Annotated in this window: 19 protein-coding genes; 10 read left to right on the top strand and 9 right to left on the bottom strand. The window is 71.8% G+C overall.

Annotated features, from left to right (window positions below; translation table 11 throughout):
* Positions 1-7 precede the first annotated feature (7 nt).
* Complete coding sequence (locus Aut01nite_RS36910) at positions 8-544, bottom strand: GNAT family N-acetyltransferase (protein ID WP_043528975.1); 537 nt, start codon at positions 542-544, stop codon at positions 8-10.
* A gap of 41 nt (positions 545-585) precedes the next feature.
* Here Aut01nite_RS36910 and Aut01nite_RS36905 point away from each other — a divergent pair, with 41 nt between their 5' ends.
* The 3 genes from Aut01nite_RS36905 (at position 586) to Aut01nite_RS36895 (ending at position 1,516) form a co-directional block, all read left to right on the top strand.
* A complete protein-coding gene (locus Aut01nite_RS36905) occupies positions 586-951 on the top strand; it encodes an MmcQ/YjbR family DNA-binding protein (RefSeq protein ID WP_043528977.1) in 366 nt (121 codons plus the stop codon).
* An 83-nt stretch (positions 952-1,034) separates the two neighbouring features.
* Positions 1,035-1,205, top strand: a complete 171-nt coding sequence (locus tag Aut01nite_RS36900; RefSeq protein ID WP_161790699.1) for a hypothetical protein — start codon at positions 1,035-1,037, stop codon at positions 1,203-1,205.
* Positions 1,202-1,516: a type II toxin-antitoxin system PemK/MazF family toxin gene (locus tag Aut01nite_RS36895; RefSeq protein ID WP_161790700.1), complete on the top strand. Its 315-nt coding sequence runs from the start codon at positions 1,202-1,204 to the stop codon at positions 1,514-1,516. The genes Aut01nite_RS36900 and Aut01nite_RS36895 overlap by 4 nt, the downstream gene beginning before the upstream one ends.
* 53 nt (positions 1,517-1,569) lie before the next feature.
* Here Aut01nite_RS36895 and Aut01nite_RS36890 read toward each other — a convergent pair whose 3' ends face one another.
* A complete protein-coding gene (locus Aut01nite_RS36890) occupies positions 1,570-2,289 on the bottom strand; it encodes a PP2C family protein-serine/threonine phosphatase (RefSeq protein WP_043528980.1) in 720 nt (239 codons plus the stop codon).
* Positions 2,290-2,676: 387 nt separating this feature from the next.
* Between Aut01nite_RS36890 and Aut01nite_RS36885 the strand changes: the two genes are divergently transcribed.
* Positions 2,677-5,061, top strand: coding sequence for a Tex family protein (locus Aut01nite_RS36885; RefSeq protein WP_043528981.1), 2,385 nt, complete (start codon positions 2,677-2,679; stop codon positions 5,059-5,061).
* 33 nt (positions 5,062-5,094) lie between these two features.
* Here the strand turns inward: Aut01nite_RS36885 and Aut01nite_RS36880 are convergent, their stop codons facing one another.
* The gene (locus Aut01nite_RS36880; protein ID WP_043528982.1) at positions 5,095-6,879 is read right to left on the bottom strand and encodes a serine/threonine protein kinase; all 1,785 of its coding nucleotides are present in this window, start codon (positions 6,877-6,879) and stop codon (positions 5,095-5,097) included.
* Between the two features lie 179 nt (positions 6,880-7,058).
* Between Aut01nite_RS36880 and Aut01nite_RS36875 the strand changes: the two genes are divergently transcribed.
* Complete coding sequence (locus Aut01nite_RS36875) at positions 7,059-7,298, top strand: PspC domain-containing protein (protein WP_043528984.1); 240 nt, start codon at positions 7,059-7,061, stop codon at positions 7,296-7,298.
* 25 nt (positions 7,299-7,323) lie between these two features.
* Entirely contained in the window at positions 7,324-8,013 is a 690-nt protein-coding gene (locus Aut01nite_RS36870) for a hypothetical protein (RefSeq protein WP_043528986.1), read from the top strand.
* Here Aut01nite_RS36870 and Aut01nite_RS36865 read toward each other — a convergent pair.
* The 3 genes from Aut01nite_RS36865 to Aut01nite_RS36855 are packed head-to-tail and all read right to left on the bottom strand — an operon-like array spanning position 7,995 to position 11,910.
* A complete protein-coding gene (locus Aut01nite_RS36865) occupies positions 7,995-8,582 on the bottom strand; it encodes a TlpA family protein disulfide reductase (RefSeq protein WP_043528988.1) in 588 nt (195 codons plus the stop codon). The two genes, Aut01nite_RS36870 and Aut01nite_RS36865, sit on opposite strands and share 19 nt — an antisense overlap.
* On the bottom strand, positions 8,579-10,054 hold the full coding sequence (locus Aut01nite_RS36860; RefSeq protein ID WP_043528989.1) for an NADH-quinone oxidoreductase subunit NuoF family protein: 1,476 nt from the start codon (positions 10,052-10,054) through the stop codon (positions 8,579-8,581). Before Aut01nite_RS36860 ends, Aut01nite_RS36865 begins: the two co-directional genes overlap by 4 nt.
* On the bottom strand, positions 10,051-11,910 hold the full coding sequence (locus Aut01nite_RS36855; protein ID WP_043528991.1) for a DNA translocase FtsK: 1,860 nt from the start codon (positions 11,908-11,910) through the stop codon (positions 10,051-10,053). Before Aut01nite_RS36855 ends, Aut01nite_RS36860 begins: the two co-directional genes overlap by 4 nt.
* 379 nt (positions 11,911-12,289) lie before the next feature.
* On the opposite strand from Aut01nite_RS36855, the gene Aut01nite_RS36850 reads away from it, so the two are divergent.
* Positions 12,290-13,093: a hypothetical protein gene (locus tag Aut01nite_RS36850; protein WP_204037885.1), complete on the top strand. Its 804-nt coding sequence runs from the start codon at positions 12,290-12,292 to the stop codon at positions 13,091-13,093.
* 100 nt (positions 13,094-13,193) lie between these two features.
* Entirely contained in the window at positions 13,194-13,811 is a 618-nt protein-coding gene (locus Aut01nite_RS36845) for a DUF3455 domain-containing protein (RefSeq protein WP_052164190.1), read from the top strand.
* 249 nt (positions 13,812-14,060) lie between these two features.
* Here the strand turns inward: Aut01nite_RS36845 and Aut01nite_RS36840 are convergent, their stop codons facing one another.
* Together Aut01nite_RS36840 and Aut01nite_RS36835 are read right to left on the bottom strand one after the other, a co-directional pair.
* Entirely contained in the window at positions 14,061-15,827 is a 1,767-nt protein-coding gene (locus tag Aut01nite_RS36840) for a glycoside hydrolase family 6 protein (protein WP_043528993.1), read from the bottom strand.
* A 649-nt stretch (positions 15,828-16,476) separates the two neighbouring features.
* Entirely contained in the window at positions 16,477-17,187 is a 711-nt protein-coding gene (locus tag Aut01nite_RS36835) for an HAD family hydrolase (RefSeq protein WP_043528995.1), read from the bottom strand.
* Between the two features lie 88 nt (positions 17,188-17,275).
* Between Aut01nite_RS36835 and Aut01nite_RS36830 the strand changes: the two genes are divergently transcribed.
* Both Aut01nite_RS36830 and Aut01nite_RS36825 read left to right on the top strand, forming a co-directional pair.
* Positions 17,276-18,808 (top strand): sensor domain-containing diguanylate cyclase, encoded by a 1,533-nt coding sequence (locus Aut01nite_RS36830; RefSeq protein WP_043528997.1) that lies wholly within the window; start codon positions 17,276-17,278, stop codon positions 18,806-18,808.
* A 92-nt stretch (positions 18,809-18,900) separates the two neighbouring features.
* Positions 18,901-19,731 (top strand): hypothetical protein, encoded by an 831-nt coding sequence (locus tag Aut01nite_RS36825; protein WP_152628925.1) that lies wholly within the window; start codon positions 18,901-18,903, stop codon positions 19,729-19,731.
* 42 nt (positions 19,732-19,773) lie between these two features.
* On the opposite strand, the gene Aut01nite_RS36820 is transcribed toward Aut01nite_RS36825, so the two are convergent.
* Positions 19,774-20,916 carry an acyl-CoA dehydrogenase family protein gene (locus tag Aut01nite_RS36820; protein WP_043529001.1) on the bottom strand — a complete coding sequence of 381 codons (1,143 nt, stop codon included), beginning with the start codon at positions 20,914-20,916 and terminating at the stop codon, positions 19,774-19,776.
* Positions 20,917-20,950 lie beyond the last annotated feature (34 nt).

Here is a 20,950-nt window from a genome sequence, read left to right as displayed (position 1 = left end):
CCGCCTTTCAGCGGCCGGCCCACTCCGTCGCCAGCAGGCCGTAGAGCAGGTCGTCGGTCCACTCGCCCTTGAGGAACGTCTGCTGCCGCAGCAGGCCCTCCCGCTGGAAACCGAGCCGCTCCAGCAGCGCCGCCGACCGTGTGTTCCGGGCGTCGCACTCCCCCGTCACCTTGTGCAGGCCCTGCACGCGGAACAGCCGGTCCAGCACGGCGCTCAGGGCCTCGCGGCCGAAACCCCGCCTCTGGTACGCCGTGGCGAGCGTGAACCCGATCTCCGCCTGCATCAGGTTGTCGTGCAGCCGCACGTAGACGTCCCCGATCAGCGGCCGTTCCCCGGTCAGCTCGATCGCGTACTGGAAATGCCCCGCCTGGTCGGGCGAACCGGCGGCGAAGTTGCGGACCGCGACCTCCGCCCGGTCGAGGGGGAACGGCGCGTCCCACGACTGGTACCGCGCCACGGCGGGATCCGACCGGTACCCGGCCAGGGCCGGCGCGTCGGAGGCCCGGAAACGCCGCAGGATCAGCCGCTCGGTCGCGATCAGCACGCGCCGAGGATATGTCACACCCTGCGGGCAGAATGCGGGGCATGGAGACGACGACCGAGCGCGTCCGCCGGATCTGCCTGGCCCTGCCGGAGACGACCGAGCGCCCCAGTCACGGGGCCCCCGCCTTCTTCGTCCGGGCGAAGAAGCAGTTCGTCATGCTCTGGCCGGACGGCCACCACGACAACGGCTTCCCGCACCTGTGGTGCGCGGCCCCGCCCGGCGCGCAGGCGGAGCTTATCGCCGAGGATCCGTCCCGTTTCTTCCGGCCACCCTATGTGGGCCACCGCGGCTGGCTCGGCGTCCGCCTGGACGGCGACCCCGACTGGTCCGAGATCGCCGAGCTCTGCCAGGACGCCTTCCGCACGGTGGCCCCGAAGACCCTGCTCGCCCCGCCCAGACCGGACTGAACGCCCGATCCGTCAAGCTCAGCATCAGCGTCCCCGATGATGTCGCCGCCTATCTCCAGAGCCGCGGCAATGCTTCCGCAGCGGTGACGGAGGCGGTCCGCCGGGTGCTCCCGGAGACCCGGCGAGCCCGGCAGCGCGCGGCCGCGCAGGCATACGGCGAGTTCCTGCGACGGCGTTCCCCCGAGCAGGTCGAAGCAGACCGACTGTTGATCGAGAGCAGCAACGACATCGCCCTGCGCGGCACCGAGTGGTGAAGAGGGGCCAGGTCTGGACCCTTCTCCGTGGTGGCTCCCAGCACCGTGTCCTGGTCATCAGCAATGACGAGTACAACGGGGTCGACGAGCTCGCGGTGTGGGCGCTGGCCATCGTGCAGGAGTCGCCTCATCCGAACCATCTGGCAGTGCCACTGGGCACGGGCGATCCCCTCACCGGAGCCTGGGTACGCATCCACGGTGTCGTACAGGTTCTCGACCGGACATCGTTCCGCGATCTTCACGGCTTCGTCTCCCACGCGACGATGAACGCCGTGGAGGAAGCCATCCGGGACTTTCTAGAACTGCCCTGAGCAGGACGGTTCTGCGGGCTCCGGGCCGGGGCCGGCCCGGAGCCCGCCGAAGCTCAGACGTCGACGACGTCGGCGACGATGACCGTCACGTTGTCCGGCGCGCCGTTCTCCAGGGTGCGGTTGACCAGGGCGGCGGCGCAGTCCTTGCGGTCGGCGACCTCGCGCAGCGTGCTCGCGATCACCGCGTCCTCGACGTAATCGGAGAGGCCGTCGCTGCACAGCAGGAACCGGTCACCGGGCCGGGCCGGGATCATCCGGCCCGCCGGGCGGTACGGCCCGCCCTGCACGGCCTGGGTGACGAGCGCCCGCTGCGGGTGCCGGCGCGCGTCGTCGGGCGTGAGCACGCCCTGGTCGACGAGCGCCTGCACGTAGGTGTCGTCCCGGGTGAGCTGCTGGAACTCGCCGTCGCGCAGCAGGTAACAGCGGGAGTCGCCGACGTTGAGGGCGGCCAGCCGGTCGCCGGAGAGCAGCAGCGCGGTGACCGTGGTGCCCATCCCGTCGCGGGCGTCGTCGTCGGCGACGGCGGCCTCGATCCGCTGGTTGGCGGTGGCGAGGGCGGTGATCAGATCCTGCAGCGGCTCGCCGGTGTCCGGCGCGGTGTCGACGACGCTGAGCGTCTGCACCAGGATGTCGCTCGCCAGCTCGCCGGCGGGCAGCCCGCCCATGCCGTCCGCCACCACGAAGAGTCGATTACCGACGAAGACCGCGTCTTCGTTATTGGACCGGACCAGGCCCTGATCAGTGGCGGCGACCGCCCGGACAGCAAGCGTCATGTGACAAGAGTGCCAAAGGCCAATTCGGTTGTCTCTAGTACCTCCTAGCAAGTGTCGTCTGAGGCGTGCTGTATCGGTGTGGCGGCGCACCCTCCCGGAACTCCGCCGGGCGGATGATCTCGCAGGTCACGGCTCGCCCGGGGCCCCGCGGGGCCCGGATTCCGCCGCCTGCCGGGCCGGCCGGGCCGGATCGGGCCCGGCGTGACGTTCGCGACACCAGCGGATAGGCGGGACGGATCGGCCGGTTCAGGCACGAGCCGGGCGTCCCCCGGGCGGGGGACGCCGGGTGTGCCGGCCCGGGCGGCGCACGCACGACCGGGGACCGCCGACGGGTGACACTGCGGGGCGGCGCGACAAGGCGGCACGGCGTCGGTGACAATCGTCGGCGTGACGACAGCTATCCATCAGCGCATCGCCTCGGAGCTCGGGGTACGGGAAGGGCAGGTCACCGCCGCGGTCGAGCTGCTCGACGGCGGGGCGACGGTGCCGTTCATCGCCCGATACCGCAAGGAGGTGACCGGCACGCTCGACGACGCCCAGCTGCGCACGCTCGAGGAGCGCCTGGGCTATCTCCGGGAGCTGGAGGACCGGCGCGCCGCGGTGCTGGAGTCGATCCGCTCCCAGGGCAAGCTCGACGACGCGCTCGAGCAGCAGATCCGCGAGGCCGACACGAAGGCCCGCCTGGAGGACATCTACCTGCCGTTCAAGCCGAAGCGGCGGACCAAGGCGATGATCGCCCGCGAGGCGGGCCTGGAGCCGCTGGCCGACGGTCTGCTGGGTGACCCTTCGGTGGACCCGAAAGCGGCCGCTGCGGCGTTCGTGGACGCCGAGAAGGGCGTCGCGGATCCGCAGGCGGCCCTGGACGGCGCCCGGGCGATCCTCATCGAGCGGTTCGCCGAGGACGCCGACCTGATCGGCGAGCTCCGTGAGCAGATGTGGACGCGGGGCCGCCTGGTCGCGAAGGTGCGCGACGGCAAGCAGACCGACGGCGCCAAGTTCTCCGACTACTTCGACTTCGCCGAGCCGTACTCGAAGCTGCCCTCGCACCGGATCCTGGCGATGCTGCGCGGGGAGAAGGAGGACGTCCTCGACCTCACCATGGAGCCGCACCCGGAGGAGGACGAGGGCTACTTCGAGGGCCGGATCGCCGGCCGCAACGGCATCAGCGACCACGGCCGGCCCGGTGACCGCTGGCTGATCGACACGGTCCGCTGGGCCTGGCGCACCCGCATCCTCATCCACCTCGGCGCCGACCTGCGGGTCCGGTTGCGGGAGGCGGCCGAGGAGGAGGCGGTGCGGGTGTTCGCCGCGAACCTGCGGGACCTGCTGCTCGCGGCGCCCGCCGGTACCCGTACCACCATGGGCCTGGACCCCGGTTTCCGCACCGGCGTCAAGGTCGCCGTCGTGGACGCCACCGGCAAGGTGGTCGCGACCGACACGATCTACCCGCACGTGCCGCAGAACAAGTGGGACGAGTCGATCCACCGTCTCGCCGCGCTGGCCAGCAAGCACGACGTCGAGCTGATCGCGATCGGCAACGGCACCGCGTCCCGGGAGACCGACAAGCTCGCCACCGAGCTGATCAAACGGCACCCGGACGCCAAGCTGACCAAGGTGGTCGTGTCGGAGGCCGGCGCGTCGGTCTACTCCGCTTCGGCGTACGCCTCCCAGGAGCTGCCCGGCCTGGACGTCTCGCTGCGGGGCGCGGTCTCCATCGCCCGGCGCCTGCAGGACCCGCTCGCCGAACTCGTCAAGATCGACCCCAAGTCGATCGGCGTCGGCCAGTACCAGCACGACCTGTCCGAGGTGAAGCTGGCCCGCTCGCTGGACGCGGTGGTCGAGGACTGTGTGAACGGCGTCGGTGTGGACATCAACACCGCGTCCGCCCCGCTGCTCACCCGGGTCTCCGGCATCACCGCGGGCCTGGCCGAGAACATCGTGCTGCACCGCGACCAGAACGGCCCGTTCAAGAGCCGCCAGGAGATCAAGAAGGTGGCCCGGCTGGGGCCGAAGGCGTTCGAGCAGTGCGCCGGCTTCCTCCGGATCCGCGACGGCGTCGACCCGCTGGACTTCTCCAGCGTGCACCCGGAGTCGTACCCCCTGGTCCGCACCATCGCGGCGGACGCCGGCGCCGACGTGAAGACGCTGATCGGCAACAGCCCGCTGCTCAAGGGGATCCGGCCGGACAAGTTCGTGACCGACACGGTCGGCCTGCCGACCATCACCGACATCCTGAAGGAGCTGGAGAAGCCGGGCCGCGACCCGCGGCCGGCGTTCACCACGGCGACCTTCGCCGAGGGTGTCGAGAAGATCGCCGACCTGAAACCGGGCATGGTCCTGGAGGGCCAGGTGACCAACGTGGCGGCGTTCGGCGCGTTCGTCGACATCGGCGTGCACCAGGACGGTCTCGTGCACGTGTCGGCGCTGTCCGACAAGTTCGTGCAGGACCCGCGTGAGGTGGTCAAGTCCGGCGACGTGGTGAAGGTCCGCGTCCTGGAGGTCGACCCGGTCCGCAAGCGGATCTCGCTGACCATGCGGCTGTCCGACGAGCCGAACAAGAACCGGCAGCCGCGCGAGGACCGCGGCCCCCGTCAGGGCGGCCAGGGCGGCCGGCCGGGCGGTGGCGGCGGCGGGGGTCAGCAGCGTCAGGGCGGCCAGCAGCGGCAGCCCCGGCAGGGCGGCGGCCAGCGTGGCGGTCAGGGCGGCGGGAACAGCTTCGGCAACAGCGCCATGGCGGACGCGCTGCGCCGGGCCGGCCTGACCAAGGACTGACCGAGCTCGGGGAGGGGGCCGCGTGCCCCCTCCTCAGTACTGCCAGATCTTGATGTCGCTGAAGACGACCTCGTACGGGACGTCGTCGCGCGCGTTGGGCACGTTGTAGACGCCGAGCACCACCTTGCCGCCGTCGACGAGCAGCTCGTCGGTCAGCCGCGCCTCACCCACCAGGACGTTCTCCCGGAACATCTGGGCCACCTCGCCGCGGGCGGTCACCGCGATCCGGACGGGACGGTCCAGCTGGATCGGGTTGTCGGCCAGCGACATGGTCCGCGTGGTGCTGACGTTGCTGCCCCGGTGCACGCCGACATAGACGGCCTTCTCGCACACCCGCGCCACGTACCCGCCGACGTCGTTGTTGCTGTTCGGGTTGTTGCGGAAGTAGATCATCGCGCAGCTGTTCGGCTCGATCAGGCGCACGGTCACCTCGACCCGGATGTCCGGCGTGAACGAGTCGCGCAGCCCCCGGCACTTGTAGGTGCCGCTGGTGCCGCGCCGCGCCACCAGCCCCTTCGCCGGGTCGAACAGGCACTCGCCCTCGCCTGCCTGCGCGGAGGGCTCCCAGTAGTCCTGCTTGCGCAGCGAGTCCACGACGAGCGGACCCGCCGGGGCGGGGTTCGGCGCCGCGGCGTCCGAGCCGCGGTTGCGGTCCCGCAGCGACAGCGCGACCATGATCGCGCCGGCCACCACGGCGAGGATCAGGAAGGCGACCGCGGCCGGCAGCAGCCAGCGGCGGGCCGGCTCGGAGGCGGGCGGGCCGAGCATCGGCGCGGCCGGGGGCGCCGAGATCGGCACCGTGACGATCGAGTTCTCGTCGTAGCCGACCAGGCCCGGCGGGATGTCCAGGGTCGGCACCGCGGTGGTGCCGGCGGTGGGCGGCCCGCTCACGCCGGTGACCGCCTGCGCCTCCACCGCCGCCGCGCGCAGGTCCGGCTGGTCGGCGAAAGCCGCCGCGGTGGCCGCCGGGCGCTCGTTGCCGGAGATCAGCAGGTCGAGCAGCTCCCGGGAGCTGGGCCGGTTGGCCGGGTCCTTCTCCAGGGCGTGCGCCACCAGGTCGCGCAGCGGCCCGGAGAGGCCGTCGAGGCGGGGCGGCTGGGTGAGGATACGGGCGGCCATGGCCGGCGGCGAGTCGGCGTAGAACGGGGTGTGGCCGGTACCCGCGTACGCCACCACGCCGCCCCAGGCGAACACGTCGGCGGCGGTGGTGACCGGGGTGTCCGCGTCGGAGCTGAAGCGTTCGGGCGCCATGTACGCCACCGTGCCGACCATCTGGTCGGTGCGGGTGTTGGCGCTGGTCGCCTCGAGGGCCCGGGCGATCCCGAAGTCGATCACCTTGGGGCTGCCCGGGGCGAGCAGCACGTTGCGCGGCTTGAGGTCGCGGTGGATCACCCCGGCGCCGTGGATGGCGGTCAGCGCGGTCGCCACCCCGATCGCCACGCCGTGCAGGTTGGCGCTGGTCAGCGGGCCGCGCTGCTCGACCACCTCGGCCAGGGTGGGCCCGTCGACGTATTCGACGACCAGGTAGGGGTGCTCGTGGTCGGGATCGGCGTCGATCACCTCGGCGGTGCAGAACGGCGGGACCTGGCGGGCCCGGTTCACCTCGCTGCGGAACCGCCGCCGGAACTCGTCGTCGTGGGCCAGGTCGGCCCGCACCATCTTGAGCGCGACGAGGGTGCCACCGGCGGTCCGGGCCAGGTAGACCGTGCCCATCCCGCCCTCGCCCAGCCGGCCGACCAACGCGTAGTCGCCGAGGGCACGCGGATCACGCGAACGCAGTGGTTGCGTCCGCTCACCGGGCAGTGCGCCATCGACCATTTCCGTTCCCCCCGAACCGTGCCGATCGCACTGTATAGCCCCGTGTCCCGGAGCGGACAGGCGGCGGGCTCATGGAGATCCCCGAGACCGCTGTCCGGGCGATGCCCGATGGTTTCCCCCCGCGGGAGAGCACACCATGGAGTCATCAGTTCACCACCAGTGAAGGCAGGGATCCTCTGATGAACGCCGTGCACGACTCTCTCGCTCGCCAGGGCCTGGTCCGCCCGCAGCAGGGCCGGATGATCGCCGGCGTCTGCGCGGGGCTGGCCCGCCGGTTCGGCCTCGACCCGTGGATCGCCCGGCTGCTGTTCGTCCTGGCCCTCTTCGTCATCCCGGGCAGCCAGATCCTGGTCTATCCGGTTCTCTGGCTGGTGATGCCGGCCGAGAAGCCCGCCTACTCCACCGTCGGGGAACTCTGATCGGACCGGCCGCGTCCAAGCGGCCATGACCTGGAAACCTCCACGGACGGCGGTCGCCCTCACGGCGGCCGCCGTTCTGCTGTCCTCGTGCGGCCGGCCGCAACCGATCGTCGACTACGGGCCGTCGCCGTCCCCGCCCGCGTCCCGGCCGCCGTCCGGCGGCGCCGCGTTCTTCACCGCTCTGCGGCCCGGCCCGGCGGCCGATCTGAAAGAACAACCCCGGACCCTTGCGGCGGCGTACGCGGCCTCGACAGCCGTGGTCGAGGCGGATGTCGTCGGCGTCCGGCCGGGCGAGGCCTACGGGGAACCCGCAATGGGCGACATCCTCGTCGATCTGCGCCCGGCCCGGGTGCTCCGCGGCGCCCTCCGGCCCGAGCTGCCCACCGTCACCGTCGAGTTCTTCCACTACGGGCACGTCCAGCCGGATGCCGCGGTCAGGACGATGAGAAAGGATCTCCCGGCCCGGGGCGTCTGGCTGTTGCGCTGGCAGGGCCAACCTTCCGAACACCGCAAACCGGGCGCACAGCCGCTCTCCCCGGCCGAGGACGTCACCCTCTACCGCACGGTCCACCCGAACTGCGGCGTGTTCGTGCAGGGCGCGAGCCATGTGGAGGCGCCCTCCTCGCAGGACACCGGCCGACCCCGGGACGCCCAAGCCGAGGCGGAACGGTTCGCCACCCTGCCCGAGCTGGCCGATCACGCCGTCAGGGCCTGAACCCTCTCGGTCAGCTGAAGATCGTCGAGGTAGCCCTTGTAGACCTCCCGGCCGCCGGCGTCGAGCATGACGTACCAGCTCTGCTGCACGATCCCGAACCGTTTCCACAGCTTGCCGGGGGCGTCGTCGAGGTGCGGGATCGCCTGGAGCTGGAAGTCGGCCACGAAATCGTCCATCTCGGCGGCGCTGCCGAGACCGGCGATGCCGAGGATGTTCAGGCGATCGCCGTACTCCGCCTGGATGTCGCCGAGGGACTGCGCCTCGCTCGCGCAGGTCGCGCACCAGGGTGCCCAGAACCAGAGGATGGCCGGCTTGCCGGCCATCCTCGCGGCGTCGAACCTCTCACCCGTCAACGTGGTGCCGGTGAAGGTGAGCGCCTTCGGGACGGCCACGGTGGCCTTCTTCGAGGCCGGTGCGGCCGCCGGCGCCACTGACGCCGGCGCCCCTGACGGCGGAGCCGCCGGCGGCGTGGACGCGACCGGCGCGGTGCTGCAGGCGGCTGCCGCGAACGCGGTCACCGCCAGGGCCGACACCAGCCCGGATACGCGTACCGCCCGCTGTCCCGTCATTTCGCCACGGTCGGCTCGGTGAGGCGCAGAGCGAGGGCCGGGCACACGTTGACCGCCTTTCGGGCGCCGTCCTCGAGCCACGGCGGCAGGGGTGTCTGGGGGAAGGCCGGGAACCCGTTGTGGTCCAGCCGGATGATCTCCGGGGCCACCGCGGAGCAGAGCCCGTGCCCGTCGCACCGCGACCAGTCCAGGGCCAGCTTCCGCGCCCCCTTCTCGGCCGTGTACGGCAGCGGCAGGATGCCGCGGACCTGCTTGCCGCAGCCCTCGCCGTTGGCGTGCGCCCGAACGTCCTCGTGGAAGACCTCGAGGGCGGACAGGGCGAACCGGGAGCTGCCGTCCGGGTGGCTGCACGCGCCGCGGCCCTTGACCATGCCGGCCGCCTGCCGCACCTGCTCGACCGCGTTGCCGCCGAGCGACACCAGGGTGACCGCGCGGGCCAGGTCGGGCAGGCCGATCCGGCACGGGCCGCACTGACCGGCCGACTCGCCGGCCAGGTACTGCACGACCTGGGCGACCTCGCCGACCGGGCAGGTCTTGGAGCCGATCGGGATGAGCATGCCGGCGCCGAGGGTGCCGCCGACCTTCGCGAAGCCCTTACGGGAGATGGTGATGGTCTGGGCCTGCTCGGCGCTGACCCACTTGCCGTGGTAGCCGCCGACCAGCAGGCCCGGCCCGAGGTCGGCGCCGCACATCTCCAGCACCTCCATCAGCGGGGTGCCGGTGGGCGCCTCCACCACGGCCGGCGCCGACGCGGAGCCGCCGACGGTGAGCATGACCGTGCCCGGCTCCTCCGGGATGCCGACCGCGTTGTACTCCCACGGCCCGAGCCGGGCCGCGATCGCCAGCTGCGAGTACGTCTCGGCGTTGGACAGCAGGGTGGGCAGCCCCATCACGCCGTTGTCGCTCGACCGGACCTTGCGGCCGGGCGGGATGTGCGCCTCGCCGTTGATGCCGCGGACCAGCGCGCCACCCTCACCGGAGATGAACCGGTGCGGGACCAGCACGATCCGGGTCGGGCAGGGCATCTTCCGCTCGGCCAGCGCGGCCGCCAGGGACTCCTGGCCGACACCGTCGTCGGCGACGCCGATGACGATCTCCTCGGCCTCCAGGGCGGCGGCGGCCAGGGCCGCGCCGTCCAGGATCAGGTGCGGGCCGCGGGTCAGGATCGCCTTGTCCTTCCACGAGGGCGGCTCGCCCTCGGTGGCGTTCACGACGATCACCGGCGGCAGCTCCTGGCGGCGGCAGGAGTCGACCACCGCACGGACCTTGCGGGCGAACGGGAAGCCCGCGCCACCACGCCCACGCAGCTCGATGCGGTCGGCGAGGCCGATCAGCTCCCCCGAGGAGAGCGCCGCGAACCCGCCGTGCACCTCCTGGTGGGCCAGGAGGTCGAGACGACCGTACTCGTCGAACCCCGCGGTGATCCGCGGCGTGCCGATCGCCGTGACCGGGGGGACCTGTGCCGTGCTCAATTCGTTTCCCTCACGTCACCGCGAAGCTGGGAGAAGTACCCGTCCTCGCTGTCGTCGCGGCTGCGGCGCGGCTCGGAACGGCGGTTGCGGCGCGAACCCGAGTCGACGAGCGTCGGGGTGTCGTCGGCCGGGTAGGCGGGACCGTCGGCCAGGTCGACGAACTCGCTGCGGCTGGGCCGGCGGGGAGGCTCCGGCTCGTACCGCGGCTCCTCGTGACGGGGCTCCTCGTACCGGGCGGACCGGGCGGTACGCGGGGTGGGCACGTCGTCGTAGCGGGCACTACGCGAGCGGGGCCCCTCGTCGTACTCGTCGTCGGCACGGCGGCGGCCGCGGGCACGGGGCTCGTCGTCCTCGTACCGCCGCATCCGGGCACCGGTCGTCTCGAGGTCGTCCCGGCGCATCCGGGCGCCCGTCGTCTCGAGGTCGTCCCGGCGCATCCGGGCACCGGTCGTCTCGAGGTCGTCCCGCCGCATCCGGGCGCCGGTCGTCTCGAGGTCGTCCCGGCGCATCCGGGCACCGGTGACCTCCAGGTCGTCACGGCGCATCCGGGTGCCGGTGACCTCCGGGTCCTCGCGGTGGCGCCGCGGAGCCGGCTCGTCGTCCTCGTAACGGCGGCGCGGCGCCGGCTCGTCGTCCTCGAACCGGCGGCCACGGGCCCGCGGCGGCTCGTCGTACATCTCCGAACGTCCGCCACGGGAGCGCGGGGCGGGCTCGTCGTCGTACCGGTAACGCTCGTCGTCGAGGTCACGCCGCGACATCCGGGTCTGGGTGTCGTAACGCTCGTCGTCCTCGACCGAACGGCGCTGCCGCGGGGCGGGCGCCTCCGGCTCGGCTCCACGCCGGCCGCGCGGCTCGTAGTCGTCCTCGGCCGGGGCGGGGGCCGGGCTGACCGGGCGGGCGGCCGGGCTGACCGGACGGGCCGCCGGGCTGATCGGGCGGACGGCCGGCTCCGGGGCCGGGCTGACCGGACGAGCCGCCGGGGCCCAGGCCTGCGTCTGCTGGAGCTGCGGGGCGCCACCGGCCGGAGCGAGCAGATCCGCGGCGGGACGCGACGGACGGCGGATCGGCGCGACGGCGGTGGGCACCAGCGTGCCGGTCTCGCTCGGTTTGGCCGCGCCGACACCGGCCGGCGAGGCGAAGTCCTTGCGGCGGTTGAGGCTGACCGAGAGGCGTACGGCCAGGCCGACGAGCACGCCGAGGACGCAGAGGAGGTAGCTGACGGTGACCCAGGTGGCCGCCGGACGGCCGGCGGACAGACCGTGGGTGAGGGCGATCGGCCACATCAGGTACGAGATCGAGTGGATGCCCCGCCACATCCACGGCCTGCCACGGCCGATGAACTTGGCGCGGGCGATGCCGGACCACAGCACCAGGATCATGATCCAGCCGGAGATGGTGCCGAAGCCGACGTAGAGCCAGCGCAGCGGGGTTCCGGTCACCATGAACGGCACGAAGATGTCCAGCACGCCGATGTAGCCCATCGCGAACTTGGTCCAGACGTGCGCGACGAGGGAGCCGACCGCGATCACGCCGGTGGTCCGGTGCGCGGACTGCAGCAGCACCCGCTGGCGGATGCTGAGGACGAGGCGGTCGGTGGCGACCAGGCCGATCATGATGGTGATGGAGAGCGACACCAGGCTGACGACGCCGATGTAGAAATCGAGGTAGGCGAAAAAGTAGGCGTACCCGATGCGACCCGGAGCGGTCATCATCGAGACACACCAGACGGCGGCCAGGATGCTCAGGGTGAGCAGTGTCACCTCGATCTTCGACGCCGGACGGGTGCCGGTGGAGCCGACGTCAACCGCCGCCGCCCGGGGGGCGGCGGATGCCTTGTTGTTCTTCGAGCGGGCCATGGACTCCTCGTTTTCCTTGGTGCGGTCACGTCCCGTGGGCGGTGGGACGCCGGCGTCCGTGGGGAACGCCCCGCGCTCAAGCTCTGCGGGGACCCGGTCCGTGGCGCTGCTTTCCCCTGCGTGCCCCAGTCCGTGTCCTCCCCGGATTACGTGCCGCGCCGGGGTTCGGATGAACACCGCCGGAAGTTTTTGCGTAGTCGCCTGACTACTTTCCGCGCACGCCCGTTGAGCTGCGACGATCCCGAAAAGGTTGCCGCATTAAGGAAAAAATAAGGATCTGGCGGGGAGTGACGCGGGCCACCGGCTGAACCATTCGCGGGCTGTGGGCGAACTAAGTAGTGCAGGGAGAGTTCGGGCACGCCCGAGAAGGGGGATCGTCATGCGTCACCGGATCGCCGCGCTCGCCGGCGCGGTCATCGCCGGCGCCGTACTGAACACCGCGATCGGCGCGACGCCGGCCTCGGCCGACGTGAGGGGCTTCAGCGTACGCGTCACCGCGCCGGACGACTTCACTCCGGGAGCCGCCGCGAAGACCGTCACCGCCGTCGTCACCTCGGAGAACCGCCGCTGCCGCAAGGTGCGCTTCGCCCTGCTGCTGCGCTCCCGGGTCGACCCGGAGCAGGTGCGGGTGACCCGGGTCGAGGACGATGGGCCGTTCGACACGACGAGCACCACCGAGGGCACCACCACCACGATCGTCGACGACGCGCTCGACCCGGGGCTCTCCTGCCGGGGGCGTACCGTGACCGGCCGCTGGCAGGTCGCGTTCGCCGGGCCGGACGGTGGGGACGTGCAGTTCGAGGTGCGCGCCTTCGACGAGCAGGACACCCTGCTCACCGCCGCCGGCGCCGCGGCCGGGGTGGAGGGCGCGGCCGGCGAGGAGTCCTCCCCCACACCGTCCCCCTCCCCCGACGAGTCGTCGCCTCCGGCCGAGGAGGAGGAGAAGGAGGAGAGCGAGCCGGCCGGCGCGGCGGACATCCCCGAGGAGACCGACACCGACGCCGAGGCCGCGCTCGTCTCCAACGACGTGTCGCTGCTCGGGCCCGGTCTGATCGTCGGCGGGATCTGCGTCTTCCTCGGCGTGCTGCTGCTCCTGCGGCTGCGCGCACGGGCCCGGCAGGTGCGGATCGAGGAGCAGACCACCCCGACCGGGTTCTACTCGATGCCTGGTTCCTACCGTTAGGAGCACTTCCTCCGGGTGATTTCCCGTCACGACAAGCCGATCGGGGGCCACGGGCGGTTAGCGTGAGGACGCAGCGTCACCGTCCATAGGGGAGGACCCCGTGACTCGCACGCTTCCACGTCATCTCAAGGCCGCCGGCGCGTTCGGCGCCCTGGCACTCGTCGCCGTCGCGGTGCCGGCCGGCGTCTCGTTCGCCGGAACCGACAGCGGCACGGCGACCGCCGAGCAGCCGGCCGCTCAGCCGGAGTCCTTCCGCGGGGTCGATCCGCGGGTGCCGCCCGAACTGGCGCCGCCCGCGGGCAACGTGCTCCACGCGGTTCTCAAGGCCAAGGGCGTCCAGGTTTACGGGTGCCGCGACGGCGCCTGGGCCCTGCTCGAACCGGCCGCCTCCCTGACCGGCGTCACCGTGCGACCGGTGCGGAAGGTGTCCGCCAGCCACTACCGCGGCCCGAGCTGGCAGTCGGACCAGGACGGCTCACTGCTGGAGGGCGACCCGAACCCGACCACGATCGTGCGGGTCCCGTCGGAACGTCCGGACAGCATCCCGCAGCTGCGGATCACCGCCAAGACGACCCGGGGTGACGGGCTGTTCGGCAAGGTCACCTACATCCAGCGGATCGACACCGTCGGCGGCGTCGCGAGCGGCTCGTGCACGGGCAGCGGGACGAAGGCGGTCCCGTACCGCGCGGTCTATCGCTTCTACACCGCCAGGTCCTGAGCGGCCGCCGCCCCCGAGGCCGTCCTCGAACCGGGTCTGGCCGCCGGCGGCATGGACCGGCGGCGCACCTCGACCGCGGCGATCGCGGTCCAGGACAGCGGCATGTCGAGGGTGACGCCGTCCGAGCTTGCGCATGCGGCAACGGTAGGTTGCGATGCACTCGTATTGCAATGACCGTTCGGTCAGACGCGAACCGGCCGGCTCCCGAGGGAGCCGGCCGGTTGCTTGGATCTTCTACTTACCGGTGGATCAGAGCGCCGGGTAGGCGTTCGCCATCAGCTCCGCGAACTGCGCGGGGAACCAGGCCCCGGAGATCGGGGAGTTCGGCAGGGCACCCGAGAGGCTGTTGCCGTTACGGGCGTTACCGGTGTAGGTCGGGTCGCACATCCGGTCGAAGCCCTTGCCCTCCTCGTTCGGGATGAGGGAGCTCGAACCGTCCGACTCACCCGGCGGCTTCACCCAGACGTAGGCGTCGATACCGGCGGCCGGAGCCGCGGTGGGACGCTCGCCGAGGCCGGCGCCGGCCTGGTTGCACCAGTTGCCGGCGTGGATCCGGCGGTCGATGCGGGACTTGTTGACGAAGGCGTCCACGCTGCTGGTGTCGGTGCTCGCCGCGGTCGGCCGGGCCGCGCCGCCCCAGCCGTTGCGGGAGGTGTCGATCAGCATGCCGATGTTCGCGTCGAAGCCGATCGAGACCAGCTTGGTGCGGAAGGCCTGGGCGAAGGACAGCTCGTCGGTGTACTGGTTCCAGTCCACCCACTTCGACTGCCGGACGGTCTGGCCGTTCACCGTGGTGGTCGGCTGCACGAACGTCTCACGCAGGGCCGAGTAGTTGGCCGTGTTGGTGATGAAGCCGTGCACGTTCTTCACGTTGCCGGACGCCCGCGCGGCCTCCAGCATGATGTCGGCGGTCGGGCCGAAGTTCGAGTCCCAGCCGATCCAGCCGTGGTGGGCGGCGTCGACGTAGTTGTAGACGTTGCCGATCGAGCCGAGCTTGCTCAGGGCGTAACCGATGCCCTGCACGTAGCCGCCGTTCGCCTTCATCGTGTCGCACATCGCCGTGCCGCCGGGCTGACCGGCGACGTTGGTCACCAGGTTCGGCAGCGAGTCGATCTCGACGACGTTGACGATCCGCAGGCTCTTGTACTTCGCGTCGCCCTGGATCGCGGCGATCGGGTCGATGTACTCCGCCTTGTACTTCGGCAGGTCGTTCGGGCCGAGCTCACCGTTGGAGGCGAGCGCCGCGCAGTCCCGGCCGGGCAGGTTGTAGATGACGAACTGGATGTAGCCGGCGCCCTGCTCCAGAGCCTCGTCCAGGTGGTCCCGGACGCCCATCGCACCGTTCGAGCTGCTGCCCGTGGTGCCGTTGATGGCGGCGATCCGGTCGATCCAGACCGCGGTCGGGTTGTTCGAGACCCGGCTGCCGCCGGCGACCGACTCGGCCTTGGCCTTCCACTCCGGGTTCACATAACCCTTGGCACCGGCGTACGGGTTGTCGACCTTGACGGTCGGGTCCGGCGGCGGCGTCGAGGTCGACGGGGACACCGACGTGGACGGCGACACCGAGGTGGACGGCGACGTCGACGGCGAGCCGGTCGAGCCGTTGCAGACCGTGCCGTTCAGCGTGAAGGTGGCGGGCGCGGTGTTCGTGCCCGAGTAGTTGGCGTTGAAGCCGAAGTTGGCGGTGCCGTTGGTGCCCAGCGAGGCCGCCCAGCCCGGGTTCGTGGCGGTGACGTTCGCCCCGGACTGGGTGAGGTTCGCGCTCCAGCCCTGGGTGACCTGCTGGTTGCCCGCCCAGGTCCAGGTCAGGTTCCAGCCGCCGGTGATCGGGTCGCCCAGGTTCGTGACGGTGACGTTGCCGGTGAAGCCGGTGCTCCACTGGTTGGCCGAGTAGTCGACGCGACAGCCGGCCGCCGCGCTGGCGCTGGTCGCCACGGCGACGGCGCCGGAGGCCGCGACGACACCGACGGCCGTGGCGACCGTCAATGCCCTGGCGCGGGAGGGGATGGGTCTCATGAGGACTCCTCGAGACGGGGAGGTGCGGGAGCGCACCGGGGAACGGTCGGCCCGTACATCGGTGGGGATCACTGGCCGATGTGGAGAGCATGACATGGGAGCGCTCCCAGCGCAATCATTCCGAAACAGTCGGGCAACCCCGGGTTCACGACGCCGTACGCCTCCCGCCCACTCCCCACACCCCCGCCCGCGCGACCTCGCCGGCCGTCGTGCCACAGCCGGCGGCGGCCCTCACCACCGGGGCATGACCGCCCGCCACGCCGCGGATCGGAGGCACCGGCACGTGCGTATCCGGAACGTGCACCACAGCACCCACCAAGCGAAGACGCACAGCACTCGACTGCCCACAGCAACAGATCTGGGCCGGCTGATTCTCACTGCTGCCTCAATCGGCGGGAGACAGCGGTGAGAACCAGCCGGGGCCGGGTGGGCGGGGGACTGGGCCGGTGGCTTTGCGGCAGTACGCGGGGTCGGCTGGAAGGGGCGGGGCGGCCCGGCCTCGACGGCCGGTTCGCCGTGCGGAGCGGAGACGTGGGCCTCAGGGGTTGGCGGCGTGCGCCGGGATCAGGAAGACGTGCGGGTGGAGGGTGCGGGGAGGCTCGGCTGGTGTTCGGCCGGCGGGGAGCTGTGGCCGTACAAGATCGGGCATTCAGGGTTGGCCCTGGCCGGAGGCCTGCCGCGACCGGGAAGCGTGGGCGGGACGGGTGGCGAGCCTGGTCAGGACGTCGGGCAGGGTGGCGGCGGTGGCGGCCGGGAGGACCAGGTCGGCGTGGGTGAAACGGGCGCTCGCGGCGTACCGGTTGGGGATCGCGACGCAGCGCAACCCGGCGGCGACCGCGGCCGAGACGCCGTGCGCCGTGTCCTCGAAGGCGACCGCGGCCGCCGCCGGCAGGCCGAGACGGTCCAGGGCCAGCCGGTAGACGGCGGGGTCCGGCTTGTGCGCGCCGACCTCGTCGCCGCAGGCCAGGACCTCGAACCGGGCGAGGTCGCCGGTCCGGGCCAGATGCCCGGCCACCCAGGGTCGCGGGGAGCTGCTCGCCACCGCGAGCCGCAGACCTTCGGCCCGGGCGGCGGCCAGCCACTCGGTGAGGCCGGCGGACAGGCCCAGCGTCTCGTGCAATCCCTCTCGGTACGCCATCCGCCGCGCATGACCGGCCGCCCGGTCGAACCCCGGCCCGGCCGCCGCGGCGAGCTGCGCGTACCGCTCCTCGTTGACGTCGCCCCCGTGGTCGGCGAAGAACGTCGACTCGTCCAGTTCCAGGCCGTGCCACCGCCACAGTTGCCGCCAGCTGTCCAGCAGCGTGGTCTCGGTGTCCATCAACAGGCCGTCGAAGTCGAAGATGAGCGCTTTGATCTCCACCGGGTGATTATCAGACGCACCCGTTTTGCGACCGGCGGCACGGCGTTCGCGGCTCAACCGGCGGGCCGCGGTGCCGACCACTAGGACCATGAGCGTGGGCAGTGGGATGCACACAGCCGGTCTCCTCCTGGAGGAGGCCGGCGGGGACCTGATGACGCCGGACCGGCAGGGGCTGATGCTGGCCGAACTGGTGGCGTTCATGACCAAGGACACCCCGTCGGTGCAGCACGTCCTCGATCTGACGGCGCCGCACCTGCGGGAGATCGCCGGCCTGACCGCGGCCACCGTCTTCGAACTGGACTCGGTCACCGGCATGATGACGGTGAGCGCCCGGATCGGCGAGCCCGGCAAGCGTGACCAACTGGTGGCGGGCAAGGTGTTCCGTGCCCCGGCCGGCGGCAAGCCGGTGGTCAACGGCGAGCAGATGGCGATCCGTCTGCGCATCGGCGGCCAGACCGTCGGCATCCTGCTGCTGACCGGCCCGGACCTGGCCGCTCTCACGCAGGACACCATCTCGACGATGGCCCTGCACTTCGCGACCACCCTGCAGGGGCTGGCGGCGGAGAAGCAGCGACAGTTCGTCGCGCACAGCAGCGCCACCATCCGGGAGCTGTTCGAGCAGGGCATGACCGCCGGCAACGTGGAGACCGCGGCCGCGCTGCTGGCCCGTTCGTGTGCGACGGCGTTCCGCACCGAGCACGCCGCGATGTACCTGATCGACGGCGAGGGGCGGATCCGGTACGTGCACGGGGTCGGCTTCGCCGAGGAGATCCACCAGGCGCTCACCGTCAACCTGCTGGGCAAGGCCGCGTCCGACTCGCCGGTCTGGCGGGGCGCCGCCGACAAGGGCGAGCCGCTGCTGGTCGGCGACGTGACCACCACGAAGGTACGCAGCGGCGGGCTCGTCCAGACCATCGGCGTGCAGTCGTTCGTCGCGATGCCGCTGATGAGCGCGCAGGGGCCGGTCGGCATGGTGATGTGCGGCGACTCCGCGGGCACCCGGGACTGGACCGCCCAGGACCGGATCCTCGCCGAGCAGCTCGCCTTCGAGGGCACCCTGATCATGGACAGCGCCCGGATGCGGCAGGCCGCCGAGGTGCACATGAACGAGCTGACCCGGCAGGCGTTCCACGACTCGCTGACCGGGTTGCCCAACCGCAAGCTGCTGCTGGACCGGGCCGACGTGGCGGTGGAGATCGCCGCGGCGACCGGCACCCGCGCGGCGCTGCTGCTGCTCGACCTGAACGGGTTCAAGCAGGTCAACGACACCGTCGGGCACCACGCGGGCGACGTGCTGCTGCAGTTGGTGGCCAAGCGCCTGCAGGGAGTGGTCCGGCGGCCGGATCTGGTGGCGCGGCTCGGCGGCGACGAGTTCTCCGTGCTGCTCACCGGCGATCCGGACGAGGGCGCGGCGATCGGCGTGGGTGAACGGATCTGCGAGCGGCTGCGGGAGCCGTTCGACATCGAGGGCCGGACGGTGCGGATCGGCGCGAGCATCGGGGTGGCGCTCTTCCCGGAGCACGGCGCCGAGGTCGGCGAGCTGATGCGCGAGGCGGACGCCCACATGTACCACGCCAAGCGCGGGGGCGGCGGGGTACGTCTGGCCGGCTCGGATCACTGACTCGCCGGAACCGGTCATAAGCGGTGGAACGCCCACTCCATACTGGTAGTTTTCGTGCTGAAAAGTCACGAAACTACCCCACGGAGGACAAGGTGGGCTCTACCCGCTTGCCCGCGACCGGCGCCGCGCTGGCCGCGACCGGCACCGCGCTGGTCGCCGCCCTGGCCGGCGCGACCCCGGCGGGAGCGGCGCCCGAACCGGCACGGACCCCGGCAGGGACGGCAGCCCCGTCGGCGCGGACTCCGGAGACGAGCATCGACTTCGCCGCCGCGCCCGACGAGACGACGGTCGGCGCCCCGGTCGTACTCAGCGGCCGGGCCGGCCTCGTCGGCCGCGGCACCGGCAACGCCGGGACCGTGCGCTTCTGGTTCCGCAAGGGCCAGCAGGGCCCGAAGGTCTACCTCGGGTCGGTCGCCGCCGGCGACTCGGGCGCCTTCCGGCACACCGTGAAGGCGACCGCCACCGGCGAGTACCTCGCCGAGTACCGCAACAGCCGGCAGCCGATCCTGGCCAGCGGCACCGACTTCCTGGCCGTCTACACCAACCGGCCGGTCGACCGGATGCTCTACACCTGGACCGCGACCCGGCTGTCCTGTCTTCCGTCGTGCCGGGCCACCGGCCCGGAGCAGTTCATCAGCCCCGGCCCGGTCCAGGTGAAGCTGAACCGGGACTGCCTGCAGCCGAAGTCCGGCGGCCGGATCGGTTTCACCAGCGACCCGGCGAACACCGTCACGCCCGGCGACCCCGCCTGGCGGGAGTTCCCCGACGGCGAGGGGCCCACCACGTTCGAGCTGAGGCCGGGCGTCACGAAGGGCCACTTCCACCTGGAGTGGACCAGCGGGCCCGCCCCGGCCGGTCAGCTCACCGCCTGCGACATCTCCTTCACCGCCTCCCAGCGGTCCGTCAGCAAGGATTACGTCTGACGCCCGCCCGCCGGTCTCCTCCCCGGACGACCGGTGGGCCCGTCACACGAAAGCACCGTGCCCGGTGATCGCCCGGCCCACGATCAGAGAGTTGATCTCCCGGGTGCCCTCGTAGGAGTAGAGCGCCTCGGCGTCCGCCACGAACCGGCCGATGTCGTACTCCAGGACGATGCCGTTGCCGGCCAGCAGTTCGCGCGCCCATCCGACCACCTCCCGCATCCTGGTCGTGCAGTACGCCTTGGCCAGCGCCGAGTGCTCGTCCTGGTAGACCCCGGCGTCCTGCAGCTGGGCGAGCCGAACACACATGCCGAGCGACGCCGTCACATTGCCGACCATCCGCACCAGCAGGTCCTGGACCAGCTGGAACTTCGCGATCGGCCGGCCGAACTGGGTGCGCTCCCCGGCATAGCGCAGGGCGATCTCATAGGCCGCCAGCATCACCCCGACCGCCTGCCAGGCCACGCCCGCCCGGGTCTGCTGCAGCACCCGGGCGGTGTCCTTGAACGAGTGCGCCCCCTGCAGCCGGTCGGCCTCCGGCACCCGGACCCCGGCCAGCTCGATGTCGGCGTTCTGCACGATCCGCAGGGCGATCTTGTTCTCGATCTTGGTGGCGGTGAACCCGGGCGCGTCCTTCGGCACCACGAACCCCTTGACCTGGTCGTCCGCGGAGTCCCGGGCCCAGACCACGATCAGGTCGGCGAAGGTCGCGTTGCCGATCCAGCGTTTGCGGCCGTCGAGCACCCAGGTGTCGCCCTCGCGCCGCGCGGTGGTCCGCAGCCCGGCCGCGACGTCGGACCCGCCGCCCGGCTCGGTCAGCGCGAACGCCCCGATCCGGTCGAACGACGCCATCGCCGGCAGCCACCGCTCCCGCTGCTCCGGCGAGCCGCACTCCTGGATGCTGCCCATCGCCAGGCCGGCGTGCACCCCGTAGAAGGTGGCCATCGAGGCGTCGGCGTGGCCCATCTCCAGCGCCAGCCAGCCGTCGAGCAGCGAGGACCGCTCCACCCCGGCCAGCCCCAGCCCGGCGAACCGCTTGATCAGGTGGGACGGGAACTCGGCCCGTGCCCAGTATTCGTTGGCGATCGGCGTGACCTCGGTCTCGAGGAACTCGCGCACCCGCTGGACGGTGGCGGTCTCTTCATCCGTTAGTAGGTCCTGGAAGGCGTAAAGATCTCCGGCGAGCATGTTCGCGTACCTACCCCCGTGCGGGCACACCTAG

This window comes from Actinoplanes utahensis, from assembly GCF_016862455.1.
Lineage (GTDB): Bacteria > Actinomycetota > Actinomycetes > Mycobacteriales > Micromonosporaceae > Actinoplanes > Actinoplanes utahensis.
This window is presented reverse-complemented; position numbering and strand designations above follow the sequence as displayed.